Raw genomic sequence first — 25506 nt, 5'->3', positions numbered from 1 at the left:
CTTTGGTTTGGTTTTTCCCTATAATTGCCGCTTCGCAATTTATGCGGCTCGACTAGAAATCGAGACTCCTTGCTTCTGATACCATAATTCAGGGGCTGTTTAAACCGTAAGGAGCTGACAATGCGTCACTACGAAATCGTACTTCTGGTACACCCAGACCAAAGCGATCAAGTTGTGGGTATGGTAGAACGTTACCTGACTCACATCAAAGAAGCTGATGGTCAAATTCACCGTTTAGAAGATTGGGGCCGCCGCCAACTGGCTTACCCGATTAACAAGATTCACAAAGCGCACTACATTTTAATGAATGTTGAATGTGGTCAAACGACTCTTGATGAATTAGAAGAATTATTCCGTTATAACGACGCAATCATTCGTAATGTTATCATCCGTCGTGAAAACGCAATCACTGAAGAGTCTTTATTGGCTAAAAGTGCTGAAGAAAAACGTGCGCGTAAAGCTCAACGTGAAGAAGCACAACACAATCAAGATTCTGTTGAAGCTTAAGGAGAACATCAATGGCACGTTTTTACCGTCGTCGCAAGTTCTGCCGCTTTACAGCTGAGAATGTTGCGTACATCGACTACAAAGATATCGATACTTTAAAACAGTACATCACTGAAAACGGCAAGATTGTTCCTAGCCGTATCACTGGTACTAAGGCTCGTTATCAACGTCAATTAGCGCTTGCTATTAAACAAGCTCGTTATTTGGCTTTGATCCCTTACACTGACAACCATAAGTGAGGTGATCTGTGGACGTTATCTTATTACAACGCATTAAAAACCTAGGTAAGTTAGGCGATAAAGTTTCTGTAAAAGCAGGTTATGGCCGTAACTTCCTTATCCCTCAGGGTAAAGCTGTTGCTGCAACTGAAGCTAACACTTCTGCTTTTGAAGCTCGTCGTGCTGAACTTGAGAAACAAGAAGCTGATATTTTAGCTGCTGCTCAAGCACGCGCTGACCAACTGAATGAAGTTAATATTGTAATTACTGCGAAAGCTGGTGATGAAGGTAAACTGTTCGGTTCTATTGGTACTCGTGATATCGCTGATGCACTGACTAATGCTGGTCTTGAAGTTGACCGTGCTGAAGTTCGCCTTCCAAACGGCGCACTTCGCAACACTGGTGAATTCAACATCGCTATTCAGTTGCACCATGACGTAACTGCTGAAGTTCTGGTTACTATCGTATCCGAGTAATTCTCTGCAGTGAAAAGAGCATGCTTTGGCATGCTTTTTTTATTCTTAAATTTTTTATTGATTCTACAGTTTTATTTTTTTAATTGAATTTTCGATTTGAGCGTTTTTTTCTGCTGTTTTGCATTAAGATAAGTAACCTGAATTGAAAGTCATCTCTTCATTTTTTGTTTTATAAAAATCAGGACTTTATATGTCACAGGCAAGTGCCAAGGCCATCCTTAATCCCACACTACTGGAAAATAAAGCCACTGAAACAGCTCAGCTTAAAGAATTTCGTACGCCTCCGCATAATTTAGCGATTGAACAGGCTGTACTTGCGGCGCTGATGACTGTTGCTGAATCTTTTGAACAGGTTGGTGATGTTTTAAAAGAAAATGATTTTTATGCTACTCGCCATAAATATATTTTTAGGGCTATTGAAAAGCTTGCTCAGGAAAATTCGCCTTATGATGCAGTACTGGTCAATGACTGGCTGCTAAAACAAAATCTGATTGATGCTGTAGGCGGTGAAGAATATTTAATGCAATTAATGGCAGATTCGCCATCTAGTTTTTATAACCTAGAAACTTACGCTGCTAAAATTAAAGAATTTGCGACTCTACGCAACATGATTAAAATCAGCACTGAAATTCTGCAAAATGCCTATGATACTAAAGGTCGCAGTGTCAGTGAGATTCTGGATCTAGCAGAAACCAATATATTTTCTATTGCCGAGCAGCATAACAACAATAAAAAAGACTCTGGACCCAAGTCAATTAGTACGGTTACGGCTGAAGTAATTACCAAGCTTGATGAACTTTCTAAACTTGAAGGAAGCCTGACAGGTTTATCTACCGGGTTCATTGAGCTTGATAATAAGACTTACGGCATGCAGTCTGGTGACTTGATTATTGTTGCAGCTCGTCCTTCAATGGGTAAAACTACTTTTGCCATGAATCTGGTCGAAAGTGTCTTGTTTAACTGTAATTTGCCTGCACTGGTTTTTTCTATGGAAATGCCCGCAGACTCAATTGCTATGCGTCTGATTTCATCATACGGCAAGGTGCATCAGGGTCATTTACGTTCGGGTAAGCTCGATGGGGATGAATGGTCTAAAGTCACCGGTACTATTTTACAGTTACAAGAAAAGCATTTGTATATAGATGACTCCTCTGCCCTGCCTCCAACGGAATTACGGGCACGAGCACGCCGAATTGCTAAACAGCATGGTGGTAAACTTGGCTGTATCATGGTCGATTATTTACAACTGATGAAAGTTCCAGGCATGGGAGATAACCGTGTCGGCGAGATTTCCGAAATTTCGCGAAGCTTAAAAGCTTTAGCTAAAGAGATGCAGTGCCCGGTTATTGCCCTGTCACAGCTTAACCGTTCTTTGGAAAACAGACCTAATAAACGTCCGGTAATGTCAGACTTACGCGAATCCGGTGCAATTGAACAAGATGCCGATTTGATTATGTTTATTTATCGCGATGAAGTATATAACAAAGAATCTAAAGAAGCGGGCACGGCTGAAATTATTATTGGAAAGCAACGTAACGGTCCAATTGGCAGTGTACGTCTAGCTTTTGAAGGCCAATATACCCGTTTTAGTAATCTTTCTCCTGAATATTATAATCAGTTTGATGATGAGGAATAGATACTTAAAAATCCTTAATTTCTGTATAAGTTAAGGATTCAGCTTCACTTGTTATGCTAAACCCTAGTCCTAGTGCAGCTTTCAATTTTTGCGTAACCTTAATGAGTCTAGGCATTTTCTGTTTGATAAACCTATTTAATTCTTCTTATAAATTCACAACCTACTCAAATATTTGCTGAGCTTATTATAATTAACTGCAAAATTTTTTAGACGCTGCTCTATGGGCTACTATTTACTTATACTCACCTAGCCAATCTTTCTGACTTAAAATCTTTATCAGGCTTACCACAATCAGCTTGTACTTTAAATCAGCGTTTAATCTTTTCCCCTACTGTGCACATAATAGATTAACCTGTTATTTTATAAAATAAATCTATACTCACTATAAACTAATATCTTTATTACACGATATATTATGGCTATAAGCTGATGTGAGTAGACTGTTACCCAAGTAATCTTTCAATATTATTGTAAATTAGCACTAAATAAGTAACACTTCTGTGATTAGCCTTTAATAAATTAATTAGTATTTATGTCTATTTTTAAATGAGAGGAATACAATAATAACCAATATGATCAGCTATTGATTATCTTTAAACAGATGTCTTTAAGTATATCTATTCAACTCACTAATACAGCACTCACTGTATTAGCTCAGCATTTGTAATCCCTCAAGGAGTAACTAGGGTGCGTCAAGCAACAGTTTATATTGACAGTCAGGCTCTGCAATATAATTTAAACCGTGTTAAACAACTTGCCCCAACTGCTAAAATCGTTAGTATGGTTAAAGCCAATGCTTACGGACATGGAATCAAAGACTGTCTTGCAGCCTTAAATTCAACGGATAACTTTGGTGTTGCTTGTCTAGAAGAGGCGCTGGAAATACGTAAATTAGGTTATCAGCAACCAATTACCTTAATTGAAGGGATATTTTCTGAAGAGGAAATGGATAGCGTTATTCAGTACGGTCTTGAATGCGTTATACATCAATCAGCACAACTAGATTGGTTAAAAGCCCGTAAAGAAGAGTATATTACAAAAAATCTGAAAGTCTGGGTAAAACTGAATAGTGGTATGAACCGCTTAGGTTTTAAAGTTCCTGAGATTATCGAGATTATTAACTCCTTAAAGGCTGAAGGCTTTAGCTGTGTGCTAGCCATGCATTTTGCAAATGCTGATGCTGATCATCCCCTGAATGAACAACAAAAAACTCAATTCTTGCAGGTTAAAGAGGCTTGTGATCCTGTACTTGCCTCCTGTTGTAATTCTGCTGCGATTTTCAAATGGCCAGAGCTAAATTTTGATTATGTGCGTCCCGGTATTATGCTTTATGGTGCTTCACCTTTTGCTGATAAGTCTGCTCATGAGCTTGACTTGAAGCCGGTGATGACATTTGATGCAGCAATCATTGCATTAAATCAGATCCAAACAGGTGAGGCGGTAGGTTATGGCTCTACTTTTGTGGCCTCTCAAGATATGCAAATTGCTATCGTATCTATTGGTTATGGTGACGGTTATCCACGTGCTTTTATAAAACCAAATTATGTCATGATTAACAATAAGCCAGCGCCAGTCATCGGAAGAGTTTCTATGGACATGATTGCGGTGGATGTAAGCGGTTTGACTGTGACTTTAGGCACACAGGTAGAGCTCTGGGGCAAACAGCGTCTGGTCGATGAAGTAGCCGAAGCTAATGGGACTATTGGCTATGAACTGCTTTGCCGGCTAAGTAACAGACCAAAGCGCATACTTAAGTAAACTAAAAACCCAAGCTCAGGCTTGGGTTTCTTGTCTTGCTTTAGTCAATATATGCAGAAAATCATTTAAATTCTGCTGGTTAAGTTTAGTCGGACTAAAATGTAAATGGCCGAGTTTTTGAAAAAACTCGCTTACTTCACTATTACGACGTACAAATTTCATTGCCCATCCATCAAAATTCTGCTCGCTGATTGGATGTACACCAAACTCTATAATTTCCTGATGGCGCTGATCTTCTTTAATTCTTTCAAACAGATCAAGCACCTGCTCACGCTCGCCTTCCAAGCACTGGAAAAAGTACTGATCTGCATAGAAAAGCACACCGTTAATACTATTAAGAGCATTAAATGATTGGGCTTCTGAAAGAATTTCTCTTAAATCCATAAGTAAATAATCAGAAGGCGAAGTGGTCTTGCTGGCATAACATAACTGTATCACTTTGTAGTCTTTATATTTATGAATTGAAATATATTATGCCACTATTTTTAAATTTTATAACCAGTAGTCATCTGTCGGTTTAGGTAAGTTTTGTAAACCTCGGCGTAAAGCATCTGACCATTGCTTGCTGATGTGTTCGAAATACGGATCTTCACTATAAATACGTTTGCCTAACGGTATATGTAAACTGTCTTTACGGTAAACGAGTGAGTCTAGTGGCATTCCCACAGAGACATTTGAACGTAAGGTAGAATCAAAAGAAATCAGACTACAACGAAATGCTTCATCCAGCGGCATATCATAAGATAATGCCCGGTCCAGAATTGGTTTACCATATTTACTTTCCCCTATCTGAAAGTAAGGGGTATCGCTTGTAGCGCAAATGAAATTTCCCTGAGGATAAATATGGTAAAGCTGCATTGCCGAACCTTTAATCTGTCCACCGACCAGTAGATTACAATAGTAGTTGCTCTCTTCATCAGGGTCAGTAGTCACATCTGCAATTACCCGTTTTAAGGTGTGTCCTATTAGCTCTGCCACTTCGAACATAGTATTGACACTATAAAGATGGGGTTTCTGGTCCAGAGCCAAATGATTTTTTAAGTGACCAATCACTGCTTGAGTAGTAGCTAGATTTCCAGAAGTCTGTATCACAATGAAACGTTCACCTTCTACACCGAAGCTGAATAATTTTTTGAATACAGAAATATGATCTACTCCTGCATTGGTTCGCGTGTCACTTATAAACACCAGCCCATCTTTTAATCGAAGTCCACAACAATAGGTCATTTCAAAAAATCCTTTCTGCTTTCAACATGAAATAGCTGATTATGAAAACAATGATTTGATCGTTATCCATTACAGTTAAGCTGATATATTTTTGCCTGTATCATTTAATACACGACACCTTTACTGTATAAAAGCTTCTTCCAAAACGATAGCATTTATTGATTAAAAAAACCTATTGTCATGTATAGCTCTCTATTTGAATTGTATAGTGAAACATTCAATACATTAAATAAAGTAACCAAATCGGACATTCTTATTTTTTTCAGATAGATTTTCTCAGACTAATTAATTGACCTCTTTAATTTATTAACTCAATTCAAACATATATTGCAATTGGTCATTGAATGCATAAAAAGCAATCAGTGTCGGATGTTCTTTTAATTCTTGCCAAGCCAGCTCTACCGCTTCCCAGCCCAAACTATGTAGCATCATTACGATGGTATCAAGATCATTAAGAGTACCTTGAATACTCTGCTTGAAACGCAGTTGTGTATCAAGGATTTCAATTTTTTGTCCTAACATGAAGAACAGGAATACATCCTGTTCTTCAGATTCAAAAATTTCGGTACAGTCTGTTACAACATCACATAAATAACTGGCATTTGAACTTGCCTGACGAATCAGCTGATTTAATTCAGCATATGCCTTGGCACTCAACAAGCCTCTTAATTCCTGAATATTATCTTTAGCAGTTTTAAATTGCTGGCTAAATGAATAGGGTTGTTCAGGGTCAAAAACCAATTCATTAAGTGAACAGGCATCATAGGCAGGTAAACAGAAAGCATGAGCAAACTCAACGGCTTCTTGATCATTTTTAAATGGTACACGACCACATAGGTATTGAGTTCGTGCCAGATAGCGACCTAACCAGTAAATATTATAAGCATTCGAACTTAACAGTATCATTTAACTTTTCCTCTATCGATTCGATTGTTCAGGAGTGCAATGTATCTACCACCCAAGTGTCTTTAATACCTCCACCCTGTGAGGAATTTACTACTAAAGACCCTTTTTGCATTGCTACTCGAGTTAGCCCACCCGGTACAATTTCAGTACGTTGTGGTGAACTAAGAATAAATGGCCGAAGATCAATATGACGTTCCGCAAGCCCTTCTTCCACCAAAGTCGGTGAGACAGAAAGATCTAAAGTAGGCTGGGCAATATATAAATGAGGCTGTATACGGACTTTTTCTCGAAACTCCCTGAGTTCCTTGGCTGAAGCTTGAGGGCCTATCAGCATTCCATACCCGCCTGAACCTTGAGCTTCCTTAATAACCAGTTTTGACATGTTATCCATGACATATTCAAAATCCTGCAAATAACGGCACTGATAGGTAGGCACATTATTTAATATAGCTTTTTCACCCAAATAGTATTCAATCATTTGAGTAACGTATGGGTAGACAGATTTATCATCTGCTACTCCTGTACCTGGAGCATTAGCCAGTACAACGTTTTGGCTTAAATATGCAGACATCAGGCCCGGCACCCCCAAAGCGCTGTCGGGACGGAACGTCGTCGGATCCAGAAAGGCATCATCGAGCCGCCGGTAGATCACATCAATTCTCTTACGGCCCCGAATAGTTTTCATATAGACTTTATTATTTTCAACATATAGATCCCTGTTTGTAACCAGCGGCACACCCATCTCTCGCGCTAAAAATGCATGTTCATAGTAGGCGCTATTGAAACGGCCCGGTGTCATAATCACAATCTGCGGGTTATCTACATCAGCGCTTTCTTCTAAAATGCTTTTAAGTAAAAGTGGATAGTGACTGATCTCATAAAGCTGTTTACTGCGACATAGATCAGGCATCAGTTTTTTGCTGATTTTTCGGCTTTCCAGCATATAGGATACGCCCGAAGGTGTACGCAGATTATCTTCAAGCACAAAAAAGCTTCCACTGCTATCACGTACGATATCAATACCGCTAACCTGCGAATAGACTTGGCCTTTTAAGGAGCAATTCATCATCTGTGGTAAGAAAGCTTCATGCTGCAAGATCTGCTCTGCAGGTATCAAACCCTCTTTTAAAATATGCTGATGATGGTAAATATCATCTAAAAATAAATTAAGAGCCTTTGCACGCTGTACACAGCCTTGAGCAATCTTATCCCATTGCTGTCTGGCAATAACACGAGGAATCAAATCAAAAGGAATTGTCCGTTCTGTCCCTTCTGCATCTCCATAAACGGTAAAGGTAATTCCCTCATAGAGAAAATATTCTTTTGCCTGTTGTTGTAGACTTAGAAGTTCAGGCAGACTGCGCATGCATAACCATTCTTCAATTTTTTTAGATGCTTCACCGCTAATATTTTGGTCATCCAGCATTTCATTAAAAAATTTTGATTTGAGCTGGTCAAATAAATAAGCTGTTGGAGGCATGTTATGACTACATTGTTGTTTGAATTTGTCTTCGCTATTAGCTACTACAATCTTTTTATTTTTATTAAAATGTTCGATACATGTGTCGTTATAACTTTCGATCATTAAACTCGTTTCACATTCATCTTTTAACATTGGATGATCCCTTTAAGTTATATCTTCTACTTTTAGCAAATTGGATGCCAGTTTTTGTCATCTTGGAGCTTATTTATTGCTGAAACCTTGTTATTTCTCAATGGTATTAATGCAGCAACTTGTTTCGAGATATGTGTACGTATTTTTTCTGTTAAGCTATTGCTAATACTTGCAACTTTTTTTATTGTGATACTGCCAAGTATTCTTTAATTCTTTTAACTCATTCAACTTTTCCAGCTTTATAGTGATTATGACCTCACAAGAAAAAGAAACCTCTAATAGTCTGTATCGTCAGTGGCAAATCCTTTCCCGCCTGTCTACGGGCAAATGGATGGGCACGCGAGAACTTCAAGAGATTCTTGAGCGTGAAGGTATTGATATCAGCTTGAGAACGATCCAACGGGACTTGAATCAGATTTCGCAACGATTCCCGATTGAAAGTAATAAAACCGTGCCTCAGGGCTGGCGTTGGCGCTCAGATGCGCCTATTCAGAGCTTACCGCATATGACCAGCTCTCAGGCTGTAACTTTTATGATGGTAGAAGAACATCTTAAACACCTGTTGCCGCCAAGTTTAATTGAAGAAATGAACCCATGGTTTGATCTGGCCCGGCGCAGCCTTTCTGCCCAAAACAATGTCCGGCAATGGATTAACCGGGTCCGGATTGTTCCTGCAACCCAGCCGCTTATTCCACCTGTAGTAGACCGGCAGGCACAACAGGCTATTTATGAAGGGTTATTGCAAGATAAACAGATAGAATGTGTTTATCGCGCACGTGGGCATCATTCGGAAGAAAAAACCTATATTTTAAATCCATTAGGGCTGGTACAAAAAGGTGCCATCATTTATCTGATCTGTACCCGTCATGATAAAAATGAAGTACAGACCTTTGCTCTTCATCGTTTTAAATCTGCCATAGTACTCAACTCAAGATCATTACATCCCGTAGATTTCGATATTGATGTCTATATCGAGTCAGGCGCTTTAGGCTTCCGTGTAGATTATAACAAGCCCACTGAAACAGTTGAGCTGAAACTGGTAATGTCAGAAAGTACCGCTCAAAGTTTTTACGAAAGTCAGCTCAGTAAAGATCAGACCATTAGTATACTTGAGGAGCATGTGGTTGAAATTAGTGCTCATGTGCCCTTTACATCACAATTGGTTTGGTGGTTAAGAAGTTTTGGTAAAAAGCTATTACGTATAGAACCTGCACAGGTCGCTGCTGCGGTGTATGAAACCGAAGAATAAAAAAAGAGAGCTGTTTGTAGCTCTCTGAGACTTTTTATTATCATTTTAAATAACAGAAAAAATATTATTTTTTTAAACCAGATTCAGGCCAGTTTTACATATGCTATAGCCATATAATCCTAAAAACCCGTTTTTTATACTATCTAAATCAGCTATTAACATCGGCAAGCCAGCATGTCAGTATTAAAGCGTATACGGCATATTGTCATAAAATAACTCTCCTCTATTTGGGTGTAAGAGTACTTTAACAATTGAATATATGAGCTGTGAAATAAGTAGATCAGCTAAGTTTTCTAAATTTTTATCTTAATATTTATTTTGAAAATATTTACGGAAATACATATATAAAAAAGCCTGCGTTAAGCAGGCTTTTTTTAAGTTAAGCTGTCTTTTTTATCTGGGCATTTTTACGGATCGTAATCATAATCAGTTGTACTGCTGCCGGTGTTACACCCGGAATACGGCTAGCTTGTGCCAAGGTTTCAGGCAGTACAGTTTTTAGTTTCTGGGTAATTTCACGGGAAAGACCAGACACTACATCATAATTAAAATCAGCCGGAATCCGGGTTTCTTCTAGACGTTTCATCTGTGCAACATCTTCATGCTGGCGATTGATATAGCCCGCGTATTTTACAGCAATCTCAATCTGGTCACCCACCTGCTGAGTGACTTCAGAGTCTGTAAGTTCAGCAATTTGCTCAAAAGTTACATTCGGACGTTTTAACAGGTCAATTGCACTAGATTCCTTACTTAAATCCTGCCCTGTCATCTCAACGAATTTTTTACCCATCGGATTATTAGGCGCCGCCCACAGGTGCTGCAAACGAGACGTTTCACGCTCAACAGCTTCCATTTTTTCACAGTATGCCGCCCAACGCACGTCATCGACGAGACCCATTTCACGACCTACTGGAGTCAGACGCTGGTCAGCATTATCTTCACGCAACATCAGACGATATTCCGCCCGTGAGGTAAACATACGGTAAGGCTCTTTAGTTCCTAACGTAATGAGATCATCCACCAAGACTCCTATATACGCCTGATCACGTTTAGGTGTCCACTCTTCCTGCTCCCAGGCACGACGTGCAGCATTCAGACCTGCAAGCAAACCTTGTGCACCTGCTTCTTCATAGCCAGTCGTACCATTAATCTGTCCGGCAAAATACAGGTTATTAATAGCTTTGGTTTCTAAAGTAAATTTTAAGGCTTGCGGATTAAAATAATCATATTCAATGGCGTAGCCTGGACGCAGAATGTGGGCATTTTCCATACCGCGAATTGAACGAACCAGCTCAAATTGCACATCAAATGGTAAAGAGGTTGAAATTCCATTAGGATACAGCTCATGAGTATCCAAGCCCTCTGGCTCCAGGAACACCTGATGCGAATCTTTATCGGCAAAACGGTGTATCTTGTCTTCAATAGACGGACAATAACGCGGTCCTACCCCTTCAATCACACCAGTATACATTGGTGAACGGTCAAGTCCGCCACGAATGATCTCATGAGTCTTCTCGTTAGTATGGGTAATATAACAGTTTACCTGTTCAGGATGCATAGATGCATCACCCATGAAAGACATGGTTGGAGAAGGAAAATCACCCGGCTGTGGTGTCATCACTGAAAAATCAACTGATCTTGCATCAATACGTGGCGGTGTACCTGTTTTCAGACGACCTACTGGCAATTTCAATTCACGTAAACGATGTGCTAGAGAAATTGACGGTGGATCACCTGCCCGACCACCACTTGATTTTTCCAGACCAACATGAATGACGCCACCCAAAAAAGTACCTGTTGTTAACACGACTGTCTTGGTATCAAAGCGGATACCCATTTGCGTTACGACACCTTTAACAGTATCGCCTTCTACAATCAGGTCATCAGCAGCCTGTTGGAAGATATCCAGATTTGTCTGATTCTCCAGAACATTACGGATAGCTGCTTTATAAAGAATCCGGTCTGCCTGTGCACGGGTTGCTCGTACTGCAGCACCTTTACGCGAATTCAGAATACGGAACTGTATACCACCTTTATCCGCTGCCAGTGCCATTGCACCGCCCAAGGCATCAATTTCACGCACCAGATGTGACTTACCAATACCACCAATGGCCGGATTACAGCTCATTTGCCCCAAAGTCTCAATGTTATGAGTCAAGAGCAAGGTCTGTCGACCCATACGTGCAGCAGCGAGCGCCGCTTCCGTACCCGCGTGACCGCCACCGATAACAATGACATCGTATACTTTAGGATAATGCATAGTGGTAAATATAAGTCTAAAAAAGGGGACAGAATATTATAGCAGAAATTTTATTTTGACGTAGTGAGTAGAAGATTTTTCCTTAGTTCCTCTATTTTCATTCTACCTCGTTTATTTTTAAAAAATGTAATTAAGATTTGCATATTTACCTCAAAAGTACACAAGAATTTATGAAAACTTACCAGATCAAAATTGTTTTATTCTGATTATTTTTTATCCTTAAGTTTGATTATACTAAGAAGGAAACATGCCATGAAAACCAAAATATTGTTATCTAGTATCCTGTGCGGTTTATGTGTCAGCTCTTTTGCAAACGCAAATGATAAAGTTGACCGAGTCTATAATCCTCAAAAATATCAGCAAGTCTGTAAGGGCAAAAGCCAAGGCACTTGGGTAAGTTTTGCTTATCGTGGCATTATCTGGAATGGTACTTGTGAACCACGGTTCTTCCCTACAGGCAATCCTAGTTCCCTCATAGGTGACGAACCAGAACTTTATAATGCTTGTACAACTGCAAGTGGTACAGCTACAGCAACAATTAATGGTAAACAAATGAGTGGTAAATGTGCTTTAGGCTTTACTCCGCCACACCCACGTTAATTTGGTCTATAAATTCAGCCTTTAGCATATTAAATGTAAAGGCTGTTTTTAGTTAAACGGTTAAAAGCTTTTGCTCATTGACCGTTTTTCATTTGTATTTCTCGTAAACTTCGCTAAACTGAATAAAAATTAGATTTATAACATTAACAATAAAAAAGGAATAACAATGGATTCAGGATTGATTACCATATTTTTACCTATTGCTCTGGCAATTATCATGGCCGGGCTTGGTCTCGAACTCACCCCTAAAGATTTTACCCGTATTAAAAAACACCCAAAAGCTGTAGTTTTAGCATTATTCTGTCAACTTTTTATTCTAGTAGGTATTGCATTTTTTATTTGCAAAATATTGGCATTATCGCCTGCATTAGCGGTAGGCTTGATGTTACTTGCGGCTTCCCCTGGCGGGCCAACAGCAAACTTGTTCAGCTACCTTTATAAGGGAGATATTGCCCTAAATATTACCTTGACTGCGATTAACTCAGTCGTTGCAGCGTTTAGCTTACCCTTTATTGTAAATCTGGCTATTCAGCATTTTATGACTGATGGCCAACAGGTGGGTTTACAGTTTTCCAAAGTGGCTCAAGTTTTTTTAATTATTATTGTTCCGGTCTGTTTAGGCATGTTATTGAGACATTTTTCCCCTCGCATTGCCGAGAAACTTAATCGTCCGGTACGCATATTTGCAGTTATATTTCTTGTTCTGATTATTATTGTGGCGGTGTTTAAAGAGCGTAATAACATTCTTGACTATCTCATGCAAATTGGTGCAGCAACTGCCCTGTTCTGTTTTGCAAGTCTGTTAATTGGTTATTTTATACCGCGCCTCTTTGGGATTAACAGTGCGCAAGCTCGAGCCTGTGCTTTTGAAATTGGCATTCATAACAGCACGCTTGCCATGACCATTGCCTTAACGATTATGTCAAGTACAACCATTGCCATGCCAGCAGTGGTTTATTCACTAATTATGTATATTTTTGCTGCGATCTTTGGCACCTTACTTAATCGTTATTCACCTCAACCTCAATTACAAGAGGAGTTAGCCTGATCAGGGCACTATACATCCCAGACGCAGCTCAGCTTTTTTAACTTTTACCAGAGTTTAACTAGGCTTTAGTCATGAATCGGCTACAATAGTCTTTTAATAAACATAGATTGGGTTATTTCTTGTGAAGTGGTTACAAATTCATATTACTGTTAATCAGGACCAGGTTGATTTGACTGAAACATTGCTGATGTCATTAGGGGCAGTCAGCGTGACCTTAGATGATGCAGAAAACCAGGACCTGCTTGAGCCGCTTCCAGGCGAAACCCCGCTATGGAATAAAGTTATTGTCACAGGTATCTATCAGGATGATGAAAATGATCCGATTGATACAGAAAAGCTTGAAGCCTTTATTCATGGCCAGTTACCTGAAGCACCTATTCGTAGTGAAGAGCTTGAAGACCAAGTCTGGGAACGCTCATGGATGGATTATTATGAACCCATTCAGATTGGTGAAAAATTCTGGATCGTGCCTGAATGGTTAGAGCCGCCAGAAGCCGGTGCAGTCAATATTAAGCTTGATCCAGGCTTGGCTTTTGGTACAGGGAATCATGCAAGTACTTTCTTGTGTCTGCAATGGCTCGGTAAGACAGATCTTAAAGATAAAGTTGTGATCGACTATGGCTGTGGCTCCGGAATTTTAGGTGTCGCTGCCTTACTGTTAGGGGCGAAACAGGTTTACGCTACTGATATTGATCCACAAGCTGTACTGGCTACCCAACAGAATGCCGAGCTAAATAGCGTACTAGAACGATTATATGTGGGATTACCCGAGGAATTTAATACTGTTTTTAAAGGTCAGCAAGCCGATGTACTCGTTGCAAACATTCTTGCTGGCCCTCTTATGGCATTAGCTTCTGAGTTCTCAACATTGATCAAGTCCGAAGGTGAGTTTGCACTGGCAGGCGTGATTGAAGAACAGGTAAATGATGTATCTGGCGTTTATTCAGAATACTTCGATATTCTGGACGTAGAGAAACGTGAAGAAAACTGGTGCCGTATTTCAGGAAAACGTCACCAGTACTAATAATAGAGAGCACTTAATGATGAGTGACAAACAGACCCGCTGCCCCAAATGTACTACTATCTATAAGGTAACATTAACCCAGCTTACAATTGCTCAGGGTATGGTCTGTTGTCCTAAATGTTCTATCAATTTTAATGCGCTAACTCATCTGGTTCAGCCTGCTGTTTCCTCTGAAACCCGGGGCTATGCAATAAAGAAAAGTACTTTACCTACCCATATTGGAGAACGTAAAAAAATTGGTTCAGAGCCCAGTGCCAATATTCTTGATATTTTTGAACGCAAAATTGAGAACTCAAATATTGACCTGCTGACTTATCTGAATAATCTGAATTATTTTCATAATGAAAGCACGTTATCACTTCCAGCCCTGCATCTTTCAGGGGGCAATGCACTTAAAGAAGCTCCCCACCCTAGAAGTACAAGATTTTATTATCTGCTCTGGGGCAGTATCAATGTATTGTTGGCTATGGTGCTTATATTACAGGTACTCTGGTTTAACCCTAAAATAATCAATGATAGTCCCTTCTTTAACCTGTTATTTAAACAGGTGTGTACCTTACTGACTTGTGAAAAACTGGAAGATTATTACTCTCAGGTTAAAATTGATAAAGTTAAAGTTAATCGTGCCGGTAAAGGACAAACAGTTTTTTCTGGTGTAATAATGAATGAATATGAAAATAGTCTTCAAATACCAAGTATCAAGCTTAGCCTTAATAAGCATAATGCAGAGATTTTTAATACAGTAATACTCCCTGAACAGTATCTCACGAATGATTTATATAAAGTTCGCCGTATACCAACGCATAGTCCATTTAAGTTCAAATTTACAGTTCCAGTGGACAGCAAAGACTTTGATGACTACCATTTAGGAATAATCCGTCCATAATTGTAAAAAAATTAAAAAAAATTGCAGTTAATTTGCTCACTTTTTCTTAGACAATGGTATCATACGCGCCACGAAAGCTTAGCCTTACATACTTCTCGCTTTTATTCACAACAAATACAGTTAAGCAATATGTGCTTTATATAAATTTAGCGCATGTAGCCGATTTTTTGTTTTGAAAAGTAACTGTAACAAAACTTCAACTATTGTTGCGCTTATTTTTTGCTCAATTTTGAGAAGTTGTGGCAAGCTAGTTGTTTCCAGTTTTAGAGCTCCGTTTTTAGGATCTAAGACGGAGCTTCATTTTTCTAGACCATATTTATCGCTTTACCCAAGTGATATTTGATTTTCGGATTAACTCGCATGAATAGCAAATCTCCTATTTTTACTGCACAATCTGATGTTGCACTTCGCATCCATGTAGATCGCGCGGTTCGCCATTACTTTGCGTCTTTGCAAGGTGAGCAACCATCTCAGGTATATGACATGGTGCTGGCAGAAATGGAGAAACCTCTTTTATCTGTAGTTCTAGAATATACTCGCGGTAACCAGACACGGGCCGCCGAGATTCTTGGACTGAACCGTGGTACTTTACGTAAAAAGTTGAAAGCTCACGGTTTGATGAGTGAATAAATGATAAAATGCTCACGCTTCGTGGGCATTTTTTATGCCTATTTGTTTTAATCTGTAGACTTAAAAATCATGACTATTAAACGCGCTTTAATCTCTGTTTCTGATAAGACGGGCATCGTAGATTTTGCTCAAAACCTTGTTGCATTAGGAGTGGAGATCCTTTCAACTGGTGGTACTTACAAACTACTTAAAGACAATAATATTGCTGTGGTTGAAGTATCAGAGCATACCGGTTTTCCAGAAATGATGGATGGCCGTGTTAAAACCCTGCATCCAAAAATTCATGGGGGTATTCTTGCACGTCGTGGTCTAGACGAAGCTGTTATGCAAGAACACAATATTGCTCCGATTGATCTGGTCGTTGTTAACCTGTACCCATTTGCTGCTACTGTTGCAAAACCTGACTGTTCACTGGCAGATGCAATTGAGAACATCGACATCGGTGGCCCTACCATGGTTCGTGCTGCGGCAAAAAATCATGCCTCTGTAGGTATTGTAGTAAATGCTTCTGATTATGCAACTGTGATTGCTGAGCTTAAAGCTGAGGGTGCTTTATCTTATGCAACCCGTTTTGACCTGGCAGTGAAAGCATTTGAACATACTGCACAATACGACGGTATGATTGCATCTTACTTAGGCGCTCGTGTCGGTAAAGAAGAAGGCCAAGCAGATAAATTCCCACGTACGTTCAATACTCAGTTAAATAAAGCTCAAGATTTACGTTACGGTGAAAACCCGCATCAATCTGCTGCATTCTATATAGATCCAGCAGCAACCGAAGCTTCTGTTGCCACTGCAAAACAGTTACAGGGCAAAGAATTATCTTATAATAATATTGCTGATACTGATGCAGCACTTGAATGTGTGAAATCATTTGCCAAACCTGCTTGCGTGATTGTAAAACACGCGAATCCATGTGGCGTTGCAGTTTCTCTAGACGGTATCAAAGCAGCGTATGACCTTGCATACGCAACGGATCCAGAATCTGCATTCGGTGGCATCATTGCATTCAACCGTCAATTAGACGTCGAAACTGCACAGGCGATTGTTGACCGTCAATTCGTTGAAGTGATCATTGCACCAAGTATTGCTGAAGGCGTGCTTGAAGTCACTGGTGCGAAGAAAAATGTACGTGTACTGGTTTGTGGCGAGCTTCCTGCGATTGATGAACGTGCTCCACAGCTTGACTATAAACGTGTAAATGGCGGTTTGCTGGTTCAAGATCAAGACTTGGGCATGATCACTAAAGATGATCTTAAAGTTGTGACGAAACGTGCACCAACTGAACAGGAAATCGATGATCTGATTTTTGCCTGGAAAGTGGCGAAATACGTAAAATCTAACGCGATTGTGTATGCTAAAAACCGCCAAACGATTGGTGTGGGCGCAGGTCAAATGAGCCGTGTCAACTCTGCACGTATTGCTGTAATCAAAGCGGAACATGCAGGACTTGTAGTTGAAGGTGCAGTCATGGCATCGGATGCATTTTTCCCGTTCCGCGATGGTATCGACAATGCTGCCAAAGCAGGTATCAAATGCATTATTCAGCCAGGTGGTTCAATGCGTGATGAAGAAATAATTGCTGCTGCGGATGAACATGGTATTGCCATGGTGTTCACGGGTATGCGTCATTTCCGCCACTAATTTTTAAGTATAAATTCCAGACCCTCCTTTTCACAAGGAGGGTTTGCTACATCAGTAGATTATTTAATATCTTGCTATAAGATATTAAACAATTTTGAATCTCATTGGGTTTGTGGAATTTCATTTTCGAGGGAATTTTCTAAAGATGAACATTTTAGTTTTAGGTAGTGGCGGCCGTGAACATGCGCTTGCATGGAAAATCGCACAAGACGATCAAGTAGCACAGGTATTTGTTGCACCGGGCAATGCAGGCACCGCAACTGAAAATAAATGTGAAAATGTCGCTTTAGACATTCTCGATAACCCCGCCATTATTGATTTTGTAAAAAATAATGCAATTGACCTGATTATTGTCGGCCCTGAAGCACCGCTTGTGAATGGTGTTGTGGATGCTTGCCGCGAAGCGGGCGTTAAAATTTGGGGTCCAACTCAATTCGCTGCACAGCTGGAAGGCTCTAAAGCGTTCGCTAAACATTTCTTAAAACGCCATAACATTCCAACAGCTTTCTACGATGTATTTACTGAAGTAGATGCTGCAAAAGCATTCGTTGAAAAAAATGGTGCACCGATCGTGATCAAGGCTGACGGTCTTGCTGCAGGTAAAGGCGTAATCGTTGCGATGACCAATGAAGAAGCATTTGCTGCGATTGACGACATGCTTGCTGGTAACAAATTTGGTGATGCGGGCTCTCGTGTTGTGATCGAAGAATTCCTTGCAGGTGAAGAAGCATCTTTCATTTGTATGATTGATGGTGACAACATCTTGCCAATGGCAACATCTCAAGACCATAAGCGTATTTTTGAAGGGGACCAAGGTCCTAACACTGGGGGTATGGGTGCTTACTCTCCTGCGCCTGTGGTGACTGTTGACGTATTTGAAAAAACTATGAATGAAGTGATGCGTCCTACCGTTGAAGGTATGAAAAAAGACGGTCATGTTTATACAGGTTTCTTATATGCAGGCTTAATGATTGATGAACAAGGTCAACCGAAAGTAATCGAGTTTAACTGTCGTTTTGGCGACCCTGAAACGCAACCAATTATGATGCGTTTAAAATCATCTTTGGTTGATTTGGTTCAAGCAGGTATTGAAGGTAATTTGCCTTCAGAAGCTGAATGGGATGAGCGTAAAACGGTTGGTATCGTTTTAGCGTCTAAAGGCTACCCAGAAACCTCAAGCAGTGGTGATGTGATTTCTGGTCTAAACACTGAAATGACGGATGCCAAAGTATTCCATGCAGGAACCAAAGCCAATGAAAATGGCGAAATTGTGACGGCGGGTGGCCGTGTACTCTGTGTGACTGCCCTTGGCAATACTATTGGTGAGGCACAAGCAAAAGCATTAGAACTTTGCCAAAAAGTAACCTTCAATGGCGTTCAATACCGTAAAGATATTGGGTATCGTGCAATTGCACGCGAACAGGGCTAATTTTTTATCAATAAATTAAGCTCGCTAGCGGTGGGCTTTTTTCTTTCTAGTCGAAAAATATAAGCACATAATTCTTTCTGGAGATTGGTTATACTAATAAAAAGATCTGAGTGTTTAGGAAAAACATGACATATAAAGTGCATTGCATTGATGTTAAAAACCAGCTTCAGAATTATATCTGGATACTTGAAGATAGTTCAACCAAGGAAGCAGTTGTAGTTGATCCTACTGAGGCTCAACTCGTACAAGACTTCTGTCAAACCCGTAACCTCATATTATCACAGATTTGGCTCACTCATTGGCACAAGGATCACATTGGTGGTGTGCCTGAACTGATTACTGAGCGGAATATTCCAGTCTATGGGCCACGAGAAGAACTTAGCCATATTCCCTTTATTTCTCATCCCTTACAGCATGAGAATCACTTTAAATTTAACCATTTAAAAGTAGATATTTTAGCTGTACCGGGACACACCTTGGGCCATATTGTTTATTTTATTGATGAGCTAGACATTTTATTTTGTGGTGATACTTTATTTGCCATGGGGTGTGGGCGAGTATTTGAAGGGACATATGCACAGATGTATCACTCACTTAATCGGTTAGCCGCTTTACCTCCAAGGACACAAGTATATTGTACCCATGAATATACACTCTCCAATGCTGAATTTGCGCTGACAGTTGAACCAGATAATCTGGCACTACATAGCCGTGTGGAGCAGGTGAGAAAAATGCGTGACTCCCATCAATGCACACTTCCAACTACGATTGCACTGGAACTTGAAACCAATCCTTTTTTAAGGGCCGAGAGCGAAGAAGAGTTTTCGCGTATTCGCATACTAAAAGATAATTTCTAAGTGGTACATAATTCTGAACTGGGTTTATCCTTGCTAAGGATAAGCCTTTCAACAAGCTGTCTTGAGGTTGATTTATACATAGCTTTTAACAGCCTAGATAATTATTTTTTCTTAAATTAGACATTATTTTTTACAATTACCTGATTAAAGTTTTTTCTACAGGCCTATTTAGTTTAAAAGTAATTTATTCAATAAGTTAAATAAAATATTTTCTGTGAAATTTGATTATTTTTACAACTCTATATTAATTAAAATAATATTATCTCACCAAAAGATATATATCTGCCCTTTAAATTATAAAGCAATAGCCTTATTAATTTACTTATATGTCAAGCAGGAGATCTCTGATGAAAAGAGTTGTCAAAGCAAAAAATTTAATAGCTTTCAAAATCTGGTTAGAAAAATTGGGGTACTCAGTTAAAAGTCTGGCCGATGGCCGTGGGTTTACATTCAGTTTTAAAAAACAATATGGTTTAGTCACTTGTGAACTTTCAGGTAATTCTTTGGCTGTGCAACTTGGGGAAGAATTCGAAGATCATCTAAAAGCTTAAGTGAATCATTTTATTTATATTTTTTGCATTAATATTTAAAAGGCCAGCTTATATAATTTTAAATAGCTGGTATTTTTTCAAGTTTTCAATAATTTCTCCCATAAAAAAAAAGACCAGTATTAAATATACTGGTCTTTTTGAATCTGGTGGGGATGAGGAGACTCGAACTCCTACACCTCGCGGCGCTAGCACCTGAAGCTAGTGCGTCTACCAATTTCGCCACATCCCCGTTATCTATCATCATTGGTGGGGGCGAAGAGACTCGAACTCTTACACCTCGCGGCGCTGGAACCTAAATCCAGTGCGTCTACCAATTTCGCCACGCCCCCGATGATATAAAATTATCTCAAAAGATAATTGGCAGAGGATCAAGGATTCGAACCTTGACGAACGGTTTTGGAGACCGTCATGCTACCATTACACCAATCCTCTATTTGAAGCGTATTCAGGATTTTCACCTAAATAAATTTTAAAGAAAATAATTCTCTTTAAAATGGTGGGGGCGAAGAGACTCGAACTCTTACACCTCGCGGCGCTGGAACCTAAATCCAGTGCGTCTACCAATTTCGCCACGCCCCCGATGGCTGTGTATATTATAGAGAAGACAGAATCATGACAAGCCTTTTTTATGAAAAAACCTAACGTTTGCTTAAATAAAAAACAAATCAAAAACTTATGTTTATTTTTGAAACATTTCTAATATTTCAAATGATAGAGCGCTTCATTTACCTGTTGAAAACGCTGATCTTTATATTTGCTTAACAAGCCATTTAAAAGCGGAAAAAATGGTATAAATACGTCTGGTAATCTTATTTTTAACGTCTGACAGTGTAGCACTGCCCAATCCTGATAATTTCTGGCAATTAGACGTTTTCCACTTAACCACTCATATAAAATAACTCCAAGTGCATATAAATCAGTTCTAACCGTTTTTATTTCTCCATGAAACAGTTCTGGCGCCATATAGCGTGGTGTGGCATTCAATGTGGTGGCCTTATGAACTTGTGTAACTGGCTGACTCTGCTCAAAGTCAATTAAAGTGAGCTGATTATGGCAATATAAAAAATGCTGTGGCTTTAAGTCACCATGAATCCAGCCAGTTTGATGCAAAATTTGCAAACAGCCTAACATTGCAAAAATTTTCTGCTGTGCTTGTTCAAAAGATAGTTGCTGTGCAGGCTCACCCAACCAGTAATCACTGTGAGGCAGAATTAATCCCTCTCCTTTTAAGTGGCTAAATTCTGCAATCTGATTTAACTCAATGATACGTGCAGGCAGAAGAATACTTGGCTCTAATTTTCCCAGCTTTCGATAAATTTGCAGTTCATGTAAAAATCCTTTTTCATATTCAGGTTGCACTTCGGATAGTTGAAACTTAAGCCAATACGGTGTTCCATTTTGGCTCAAATGATACAGACGGCGGCCAAACCTCTGGCTTGACAGGCCATTTCGCAGAATCAGGTTTTCAAATGAATTTTCAAGATCAGGCATCTGCATGATCTTGACTTTTCTCTTGCTGAGTTTCTTGATAATGTAGAAGCTCCAGACAATGCTGAATTGTTTTTCCGATACGGGCATGAATTTCAATCATGGAGATTTTAGGCCAGGTTGCCTGCTCTCCTTCGCGCTGTAATAGCTTAAACAGATGTGGTCGCGGATTTTTCAGCATATAGCTATAATGACATAAATTATATTTGGCGATAATATTTACATCGCCGTAATAACGTTGTCCAATAATGCCATAGCCGTGATCAAGCAAACGGCGTACAGGCTGGATTGCACCTAAGCGTTCACGAGTAAAATCCATCATTCCCATAGCGATCACTTTACCTTGACGCCGTACAATCCGTTCGGGCCAGCTCAGAACATCTTTACGATAGCGGTTTTCATCACTTTGCATAAATGGCACAACATGCGGATTCACCTGACTGGCGATACTATAATTCAGGTTATACAGACGGGCCATTTTTTCTTGTGGGAAATCACTGCGTACACTGCCATCTACCCATTTAGTATTGCCCATATATTGGGTATATTGACCATCATAGCGTTTGCTGGTCAGGCGTACCGGTGGGAACAGAACTGGAACCGCACAGGAAGCCAATACAGCGCTCCAGACCAGCAAGTTAGGTGCAGTATAGGCATTCATAATCCGGGCATTTTGTGTTGCATCATATGGCGCCACAGCAACGTTAATGTGTAGTCCGGATTTTTCGTAGGCTTCAGCAAAAGTCAGGTCTCCAAGATTTTCCATCAGAAACTGCTTGAGATAGCGCACATCAGCCAGACCGCCATTACCTTTGAGTACATCAGTCAGTTTACGAAAATGGAAAGCTTCGGTAAAAAAACTCTCTCCACTCATAATACTTTCCAGTTCATTAGGCGAAGAAACCCCTAGCATGGCAGTCATAATGGCGCCTGCACTCGAACCTGATAGCACTTTGGGCATCAGATCTTGTTCAATCAGGGTTTTACAAACCCCTGTATGAAATAACCCTAAAGTAGCGCCGCCTGAAAACATGAGTACGGGCTGTCCATAAGCAATCTGGCAGTTTTCAAAAAAGTCTATTTTTTCTTTCAGGTTAAAGCTATGACATTCATTAGAGGCAATATAAGCCAAGCTTGCACTCATTTCCTCAATGTAATCTTCAATTATTTTTTTAGTGCCAATATACGTTGCGGTAAATAACATTGGATGGCCAATGTTGGCAATATCATAACTTAAGCCTTCACGTAAAATAGCGACCAGGTCTAAAGTGCGCTGCTGCAGGCGATATTTTTTAAGCAGGTTCAAACGATGTGAAATAATCTCTGTATCAAAATAAGGAGAGCTATTGTCGAGTTTCCATTCTTGAGCACCGGTTTCTTCATCAAGTTTTAATGCAACAGATTTCCACTCTTCATAGGATTCGGCCCCTTCCAGCTGATGTTTTAATTTTTTAACCCGATATGCCTGATGCGGATTAATAGTTTGAGTTAATTCTTTTAACATTATGTGCCTATCCTTTGATATTTGTGCTCAAAGTTTTTATTGAGAATATCTGATCTTTTTCGCCACTAATCAATTGCAAAAAACTATAATCATTGGCCTTTTTGATATTGTAGTACTATTTACGGTATTGCTAGTGCTACTATTTAGCTATTTCGATAACACCTGAAAAATTATGACAAACCTCACTCTACCAGAGAATATACTTCAAACTCTCTCTACCGTATTACAGCAGGTCCAGCAATTTTTACCTGAGCTTAAACAGCAGACAGACTTCTCTGCTCCGGCTTATAAATGGCAGGATAAACAACTTAAACCCATTTTCGAACCGAAACAAATCTATTTAGATGACCTGAAAGGAATCGAAAGACAAAAAGAAAAAATTATTCAAAATACACGACAATTTTTGCAGAATCTGCCCGCCAATGATGTTCTCCTTACCGGTTCACGCGGCACAGGAAAATCTTCAATTGTCCGTGCCCTTTTAACCGAGTATAAAGATCAAGGATTACGTTTAATTGAAATTGAACGTGATGATCTGTCTGATCTTCCTGAAATCCAGAAGCTCATCCAGAAGCGTCCGGAAAAGTTCATTGTCTACTGCGATGATCTGGCCTTTAATGCTGAAGATGAAAACTATCGCAGCTTAAAAAGTGTACTTGATGGCTCATTACAGTCAGGTTCAAGTAATTTTATTATTTATGCAACCAGCAACCGTCGACATCTGTTACCAGAGTTTATGCATGAGAATACGCCAGTGACTCGTGTAGATGTACCGCAATATACCGAGTTGCATCCACAAGAAGCCATTGAGGAAAAAATTTCACTCTCGGATCGTTTTGGAATGTGGCTTTCATTCTATCCAATGGATCAAAACCTGTATTTAACCATTGTAGAACACTATCTTGCTAAAGCAGATATGCCAATGAATGACGAAGCCCGTGCTGAAGCCCTACGCTGGTGTCAGGCACGTGGCCAACGGTCAGGACGTGCCGCCTATCAGTTCTCTAAACACTGGATTGGATCACAACAACTAAAAGCACTGTAAAATTTTAAGCCAGAAAAATTAACAGGTTTCATTTTTAGACAGATTATAAAAGGCCCATTTATCTCAAGTGGGCTTTTTATAAAATTAGAGTTTCTGTCAAGCTCTTAAATAATATTCAGCTGTTTTAATGATTTCATCAATAATTCATTACGTATAGATGCCGGCATTTCTGACCGCATTTCCATATTTAATGCAAAAGCGACAATTTTTCCATCTGGCTGCTCAACCCAGCCGGTCAACCAGCCCACTTGTGGTTTTATATCCATTGCCCAACCAGTCTTTCCAAAAATTTTGTAGCCATTACTCTCTTCTAAAAGAAGCATATTTTTTACATTAGCCTGCACTTTTTCACTAAATGGAAGCTGTGTATGCGCCAATTGAGAAACAAACTCTACCTCTTGAATAGGCGTAACCTTTAATGGCCCTACCAACCAGAAATTATCAACCTGCTGTCCAATTTCAGCATTACCGAAACCAATACGTTTTACTTCTTTTTGCATGAGATCAAGACCGATACGTCGCGCAAGTTCCTGATAGACTGGGACTGCGGAAAGCTTCATGGCTTCTCCTAGTGTCATGTCTTTTTCCCAAGCGGTAAATGACCTTTTCTCGCCCTTCCATTTAAATATTTCATTAATATCCGTTTTCTGGTTCTCCAATCCGATCAGGGCATTCAACATTTTAAATGTAGAGGCTGGCACATATTCTGTATTTGCGCGGCTTAGAGCATTACCATACAGATTAATTTTTTTATCTGTTTGAATAACCAGCACACCTGAGGTGTTTTTTTCATCAAAGTATTGATGAATCACCTGATTATGTCCTTGAGCAATCTGACTCGGGGTTTCATTTATTAAATTATGCTGAACCGTACAACCAGAAAGAAAAAGAGAAGCAAACACATAGCAAGTAAAATATTTATTCATTTTAAACACCAGATCAATAGAA

24 protein-coding genes and 4 tRNA genes are annotated in these 25506 nt (G+C 39.6%); 16 read left to right on the top strand and 12 right to left on the bottom strand.

What is annotated here, in order from left to right:
* Positions 1–120 precede the first annotated feature (120 nt).
* The 5 genes from rpsF to alr all read left to right on the top strand — a co-directional run bounded on the left by rpsF (position 121) and on the right by alr (position 4595).
* Positions 121–507, top strand: a complete 387-nt coding sequence (gene rpsF / locus AC0VYT_RS05310; protein WP_005014834.1) for a 30S ribosomal protein S6 — start codon at positions 121–123, stop codon at positions 505–507.
* 11 nt (positions 508–518) lie between these two features.
* Positions 519–746, top strand: a complete 228-nt coding sequence (rpsR, locus tag AC0VYT_RS05305) for a 30S ribosomal protein S18 (protein ID WP_004928375.1) — start codon at positions 519–521, stop codon at positions 744–746.
* Positions 747–754: 8 nt separating this feature from the next.
* On the top strand, positions 755–1201 hold the full coding sequence (rplI, locus tag AC0VYT_RS05300; RefSeq protein ID WP_005014836.1) for a 50S ribosomal protein L9: 447 nt from the start codon (positions 755–757) through the stop codon (positions 1199–1201).
* A gap of 190 nt (positions 1202–1391) precedes the next feature.
* Complete coding sequence (gene dnaB / locus AC0VYT_RS05295; RefSeq protein WP_005014838.1) at positions 1392–2837, top strand: replicative DNA helicase; 1446 nt, start codon at positions 1392–1394, stop codon at positions 2835–2837.
* A gap of 687 nt (positions 2838–3524) precedes the next feature.
* A complete protein-coding gene (gene alr / locus AC0VYT_RS05290) occupies positions 3525–4595 on the top strand; it encodes an alanine racemase (protein ID WP_005404196.1) in 1071 nt (356 codons plus the stop codon).
* 15 nt (positions 4596–4610) lie between these two features.
* Here alr and AC0VYT_RS05285 read toward each other — a convergent pair whose 3' ends face one another.
* The 4 genes from AC0VYT_RS05285 to AC0VYT_RS05270 all read right to left on the bottom strand — a co-directional run bounded on the left by AC0VYT_RS05285 (position 4611) and on the right by AC0VYT_RS05270 (position 8343).
* Positions 4611–5033, bottom strand: a complete 423-nt coding sequence (locus AC0VYT_RS05285) for a BLUF domain-containing protein (protein WP_005404197.1) — start codon at positions 5031–5033, stop codon at positions 4611–4613.
* A gap of 54 nt (positions 5034–5087) precedes the next feature.
* A complete protein-coding gene (locus AC0VYT_RS05280; RefSeq protein ID WP_005014845.1) occupies positions 5088–5822 on the bottom strand; it encodes a proteasome-type protease in 735 nt (244 codons plus the stop codon).
* A 306-nt stretch (positions 5823–6128) separates the two neighbouring features.
* Positions 6129–6728 carry an alpha-E domain-containing protein gene (locus AC0VYT_RS05275; protein ID WP_005014846.1) on the bottom strand — a complete coding sequence of 200 codons (600 nt, stop codon included), beginning with the start codon at positions 6726–6728 and terminating at the stop codon, positions 6129–6131.
* Positions 6729–6756: 28 nt separating this feature from the next.
* The gene (locus tag AC0VYT_RS05270; RefSeq protein ID WP_005014847.1) at positions 6757–8343 is read right to left on the bottom strand and encodes a circularly permuted type 2 ATP-grasp protein; all 1587 of its coding nucleotides are present in this window, start codon (positions 8341–8343) and stop codon (positions 6757–6759) included.
* Positions 8344–8593: 250 nt separating this feature from the next.
* Between AC0VYT_RS05270 and AC0VYT_RS05265 the strand changes: the two genes are divergently transcribed.
* Entirely contained in the window at positions 8594–9592 is a 999-nt protein-coding gene (locus AC0VYT_RS05265) for a helix-turn-helix transcriptional regulator (protein ID WP_005405104.1), read from the top strand.
* 379 nt (positions 9593–9971) lie between these two features.
* Here AC0VYT_RS05265 and mnmG read toward each other — a convergent pair whose 3' ends face one another.
* On the bottom strand, positions 9972–11852 hold the full coding sequence (mnmG, locus tag AC0VYT_RS05260) for a tRNA uridine-5-carboxymethylaminomethyl(34) synthesis enzyme MnmG (RefSeq protein WP_005404200.1): 1881 nt from the start codon (positions 11850–11852) through the stop codon (positions 9972–9974).
* A gap of 252 nt (positions 11853–12104) precedes the next feature.
* Between mnmG and AC0VYT_RS05255 the strand changes: the two genes are divergently transcribed.
* The 9 genes from AC0VYT_RS05255 to AC0VYT_RS05215 all read left to right on the top strand — a co-directional run bounded on the left by AC0VYT_RS05255 (position 12105) and on the right by AC0VYT_RS05215 (position 20521).
* Positions 12105–12452: a hypothetical protein gene (locus AC0VYT_RS05255; protein WP_005014853.1), complete on the top strand. Its 348-nt coding sequence runs from the start codon at positions 12105–12107 to the stop codon at positions 12450–12452.
* A 166-nt stretch (positions 12453–12618) separates the two neighbouring features.
* Entirely contained in the window at positions 12619–13500 is an 882-nt protein-coding gene (locus AC0VYT_RS05250; protein WP_005405103.1) for a bile acid:sodium symporter family protein, read from the top strand.
* Between the two features lie 121 nt (positions 13501–13621).
* Positions 13622–14524 carry a 50S ribosomal protein L11 methyltransferase gene (gene prmA / locus AC0VYT_RS05245; RefSeq protein ID WP_005404202.1) on the top strand — a complete coding sequence of 301 codons (903 nt, stop codon included), beginning with the start codon at positions 13622–13624 and terminating at the stop codon, positions 14522–14524.
* Between the two features lie 16 nt (positions 14525–14540).
* Positions 14541–15410 (top strand): DUF3426 domain-containing protein, encoded by an 870-nt coding sequence (locus AC0VYT_RS05240; protein WP_050762825.1) that lies wholly within the window; start codon positions 14541–14543, stop codon positions 15408–15410.
* Positions 15411–15770: 360 nt separating this feature from the next.
* Positions 15771–16040, top strand: coding sequence for a DNA-binding transcriptional regulator Fis (gene fis, locus AC0VYT_RS05235; protein WP_005014868.1), 270 nt, complete (start codon positions 15771–15773; stop codon positions 16038–16040).
* Between the two features lie 69 nt (positions 16041–16109).
* Entirely contained in the window at positions 16110–17684 is a 1575-nt protein-coding gene (gene purH / locus AC0VYT_RS05230) for a bifunctional phosphoribosylaminoimidazolecarboxamide formyltransferase/IMP cyclohydrolase (RefSeq protein ID WP_005404205.1), read from the top strand.
* A 145-nt stretch (positions 17685–17829) separates the two neighbouring features.
* Complete coding sequence (purD, locus tag AC0VYT_RS05225) at positions 17830–19113, top strand: phosphoribosylamine--glycine ligase (protein WP_005014871.1); 1284 nt, start codon at positions 17830–17832, stop codon at positions 19111–19113.
* Between the two features lie 125 nt (positions 19114–19238).
* Positions 19239–19970: a hydroxyacylglutathione hydrolase gene (gloB, locus tag AC0VYT_RS05220; RefSeq protein ID WP_005014874.1), complete on the top strand. Its 732-nt coding sequence runs from the start codon at positions 19239–19241 to the stop codon at positions 19968–19970.
* A gap of 347 nt (positions 19971–20317) precedes the next feature.
* Positions 20318–20521, top strand: a complete 204-nt coding sequence (locus AC0VYT_RS05215; protein ID WP_005014876.1) for a hypothetical protein — start codon at positions 20318–20320, stop codon at positions 20519–20521.
* Between the two features lie 144 nt (positions 20522–20665).
* On the opposite strand, the gene AC0VYT_RS05210 is transcribed toward AC0VYT_RS05215, so the two are convergent.
* The 6 genes from AC0VYT_RS05210 to AC0VYT_RS05185 all read right to left on the bottom strand — a co-directional run bounded on the left by AC0VYT_RS05210 (position 20666) and on the right by AC0VYT_RS05185 (position 23513).
* Positions 20666–20750, bottom strand: a tRNA-Leu gene (locus AC0VYT_RS05210).
* A 15-nt stretch (positions 20751–20765) separates the two neighbouring features.
* Positions 20766–20850 (bottom strand) — tRNA-Leu (locus AC0VYT_RS05205).
* Between the two features lie 29 nt (positions 20851–20879).
* A tRNA-Trp gene (locus tag AC0VYT_RS05200) sits at positions 20880–20953 on the bottom strand.
* 62 nt (positions 20954–21015) lie between these two features.
* Positions 21016–21100: transfer RNA gene (locus AC0VYT_RS05195), tRNA-Leu, on the bottom strand.
* Between the two features lie 117 nt (positions 21101–21217).
* Positions 21218–22012, bottom strand: a complete 795-nt coding sequence (locus AC0VYT_RS05190; RefSeq protein ID WP_171053869.1) for a protein kinase domain-containing protein — start codon at positions 22010–22012, stop codon at positions 21218–21220.
* Positions 22005–23513: a DUF3336 domain-containing protein gene (locus AC0VYT_RS05185; RefSeq protein ID WP_005014881.1), complete on the bottom strand. Its 1509-nt coding sequence runs from the start codon at positions 23511–23513 to the stop codon at positions 22005–22007. Before AC0VYT_RS05185 ends, AC0VYT_RS05190 begins: the two co-directional genes overlap by 8 nt.
* Positions 23514–23685: 172 nt before the next feature.
* Between AC0VYT_RS05185 and AC0VYT_RS05180 the strand changes: the two genes are divergently transcribed.
* A complete protein-coding gene (locus AC0VYT_RS05180; protein WP_005025424.1) occupies positions 23686–24558 on the top strand; it encodes an ATP-binding protein in 873 nt (290 codons plus the stop codon).
* Positions 24559–24662: 104 nt separating this feature from the next.
* Here AC0VYT_RS05180 and AC0VYT_RS05175 read toward each other — a convergent pair whose 3' ends face one another.
* Entirely contained in the window at positions 24663–25484 is an 822-nt protein-coding gene (locus AC0VYT_RS05175; RefSeq protein WP_005404206.1) for an OXA-23 family carbapenem-hydrolyzing class D beta-lactamase OXA-813, read from the bottom strand.
* Between the last annotated feature and the right edge of the window lie 22 nt (positions 25485–25506).

The sequence above is a fragment of the Acinetobacter sp. QJM3NY_42 genome (assembly GCF_056173745.1).
This window is presented reverse-complemented; position numbering and strand designations above follow the sequence as displayed.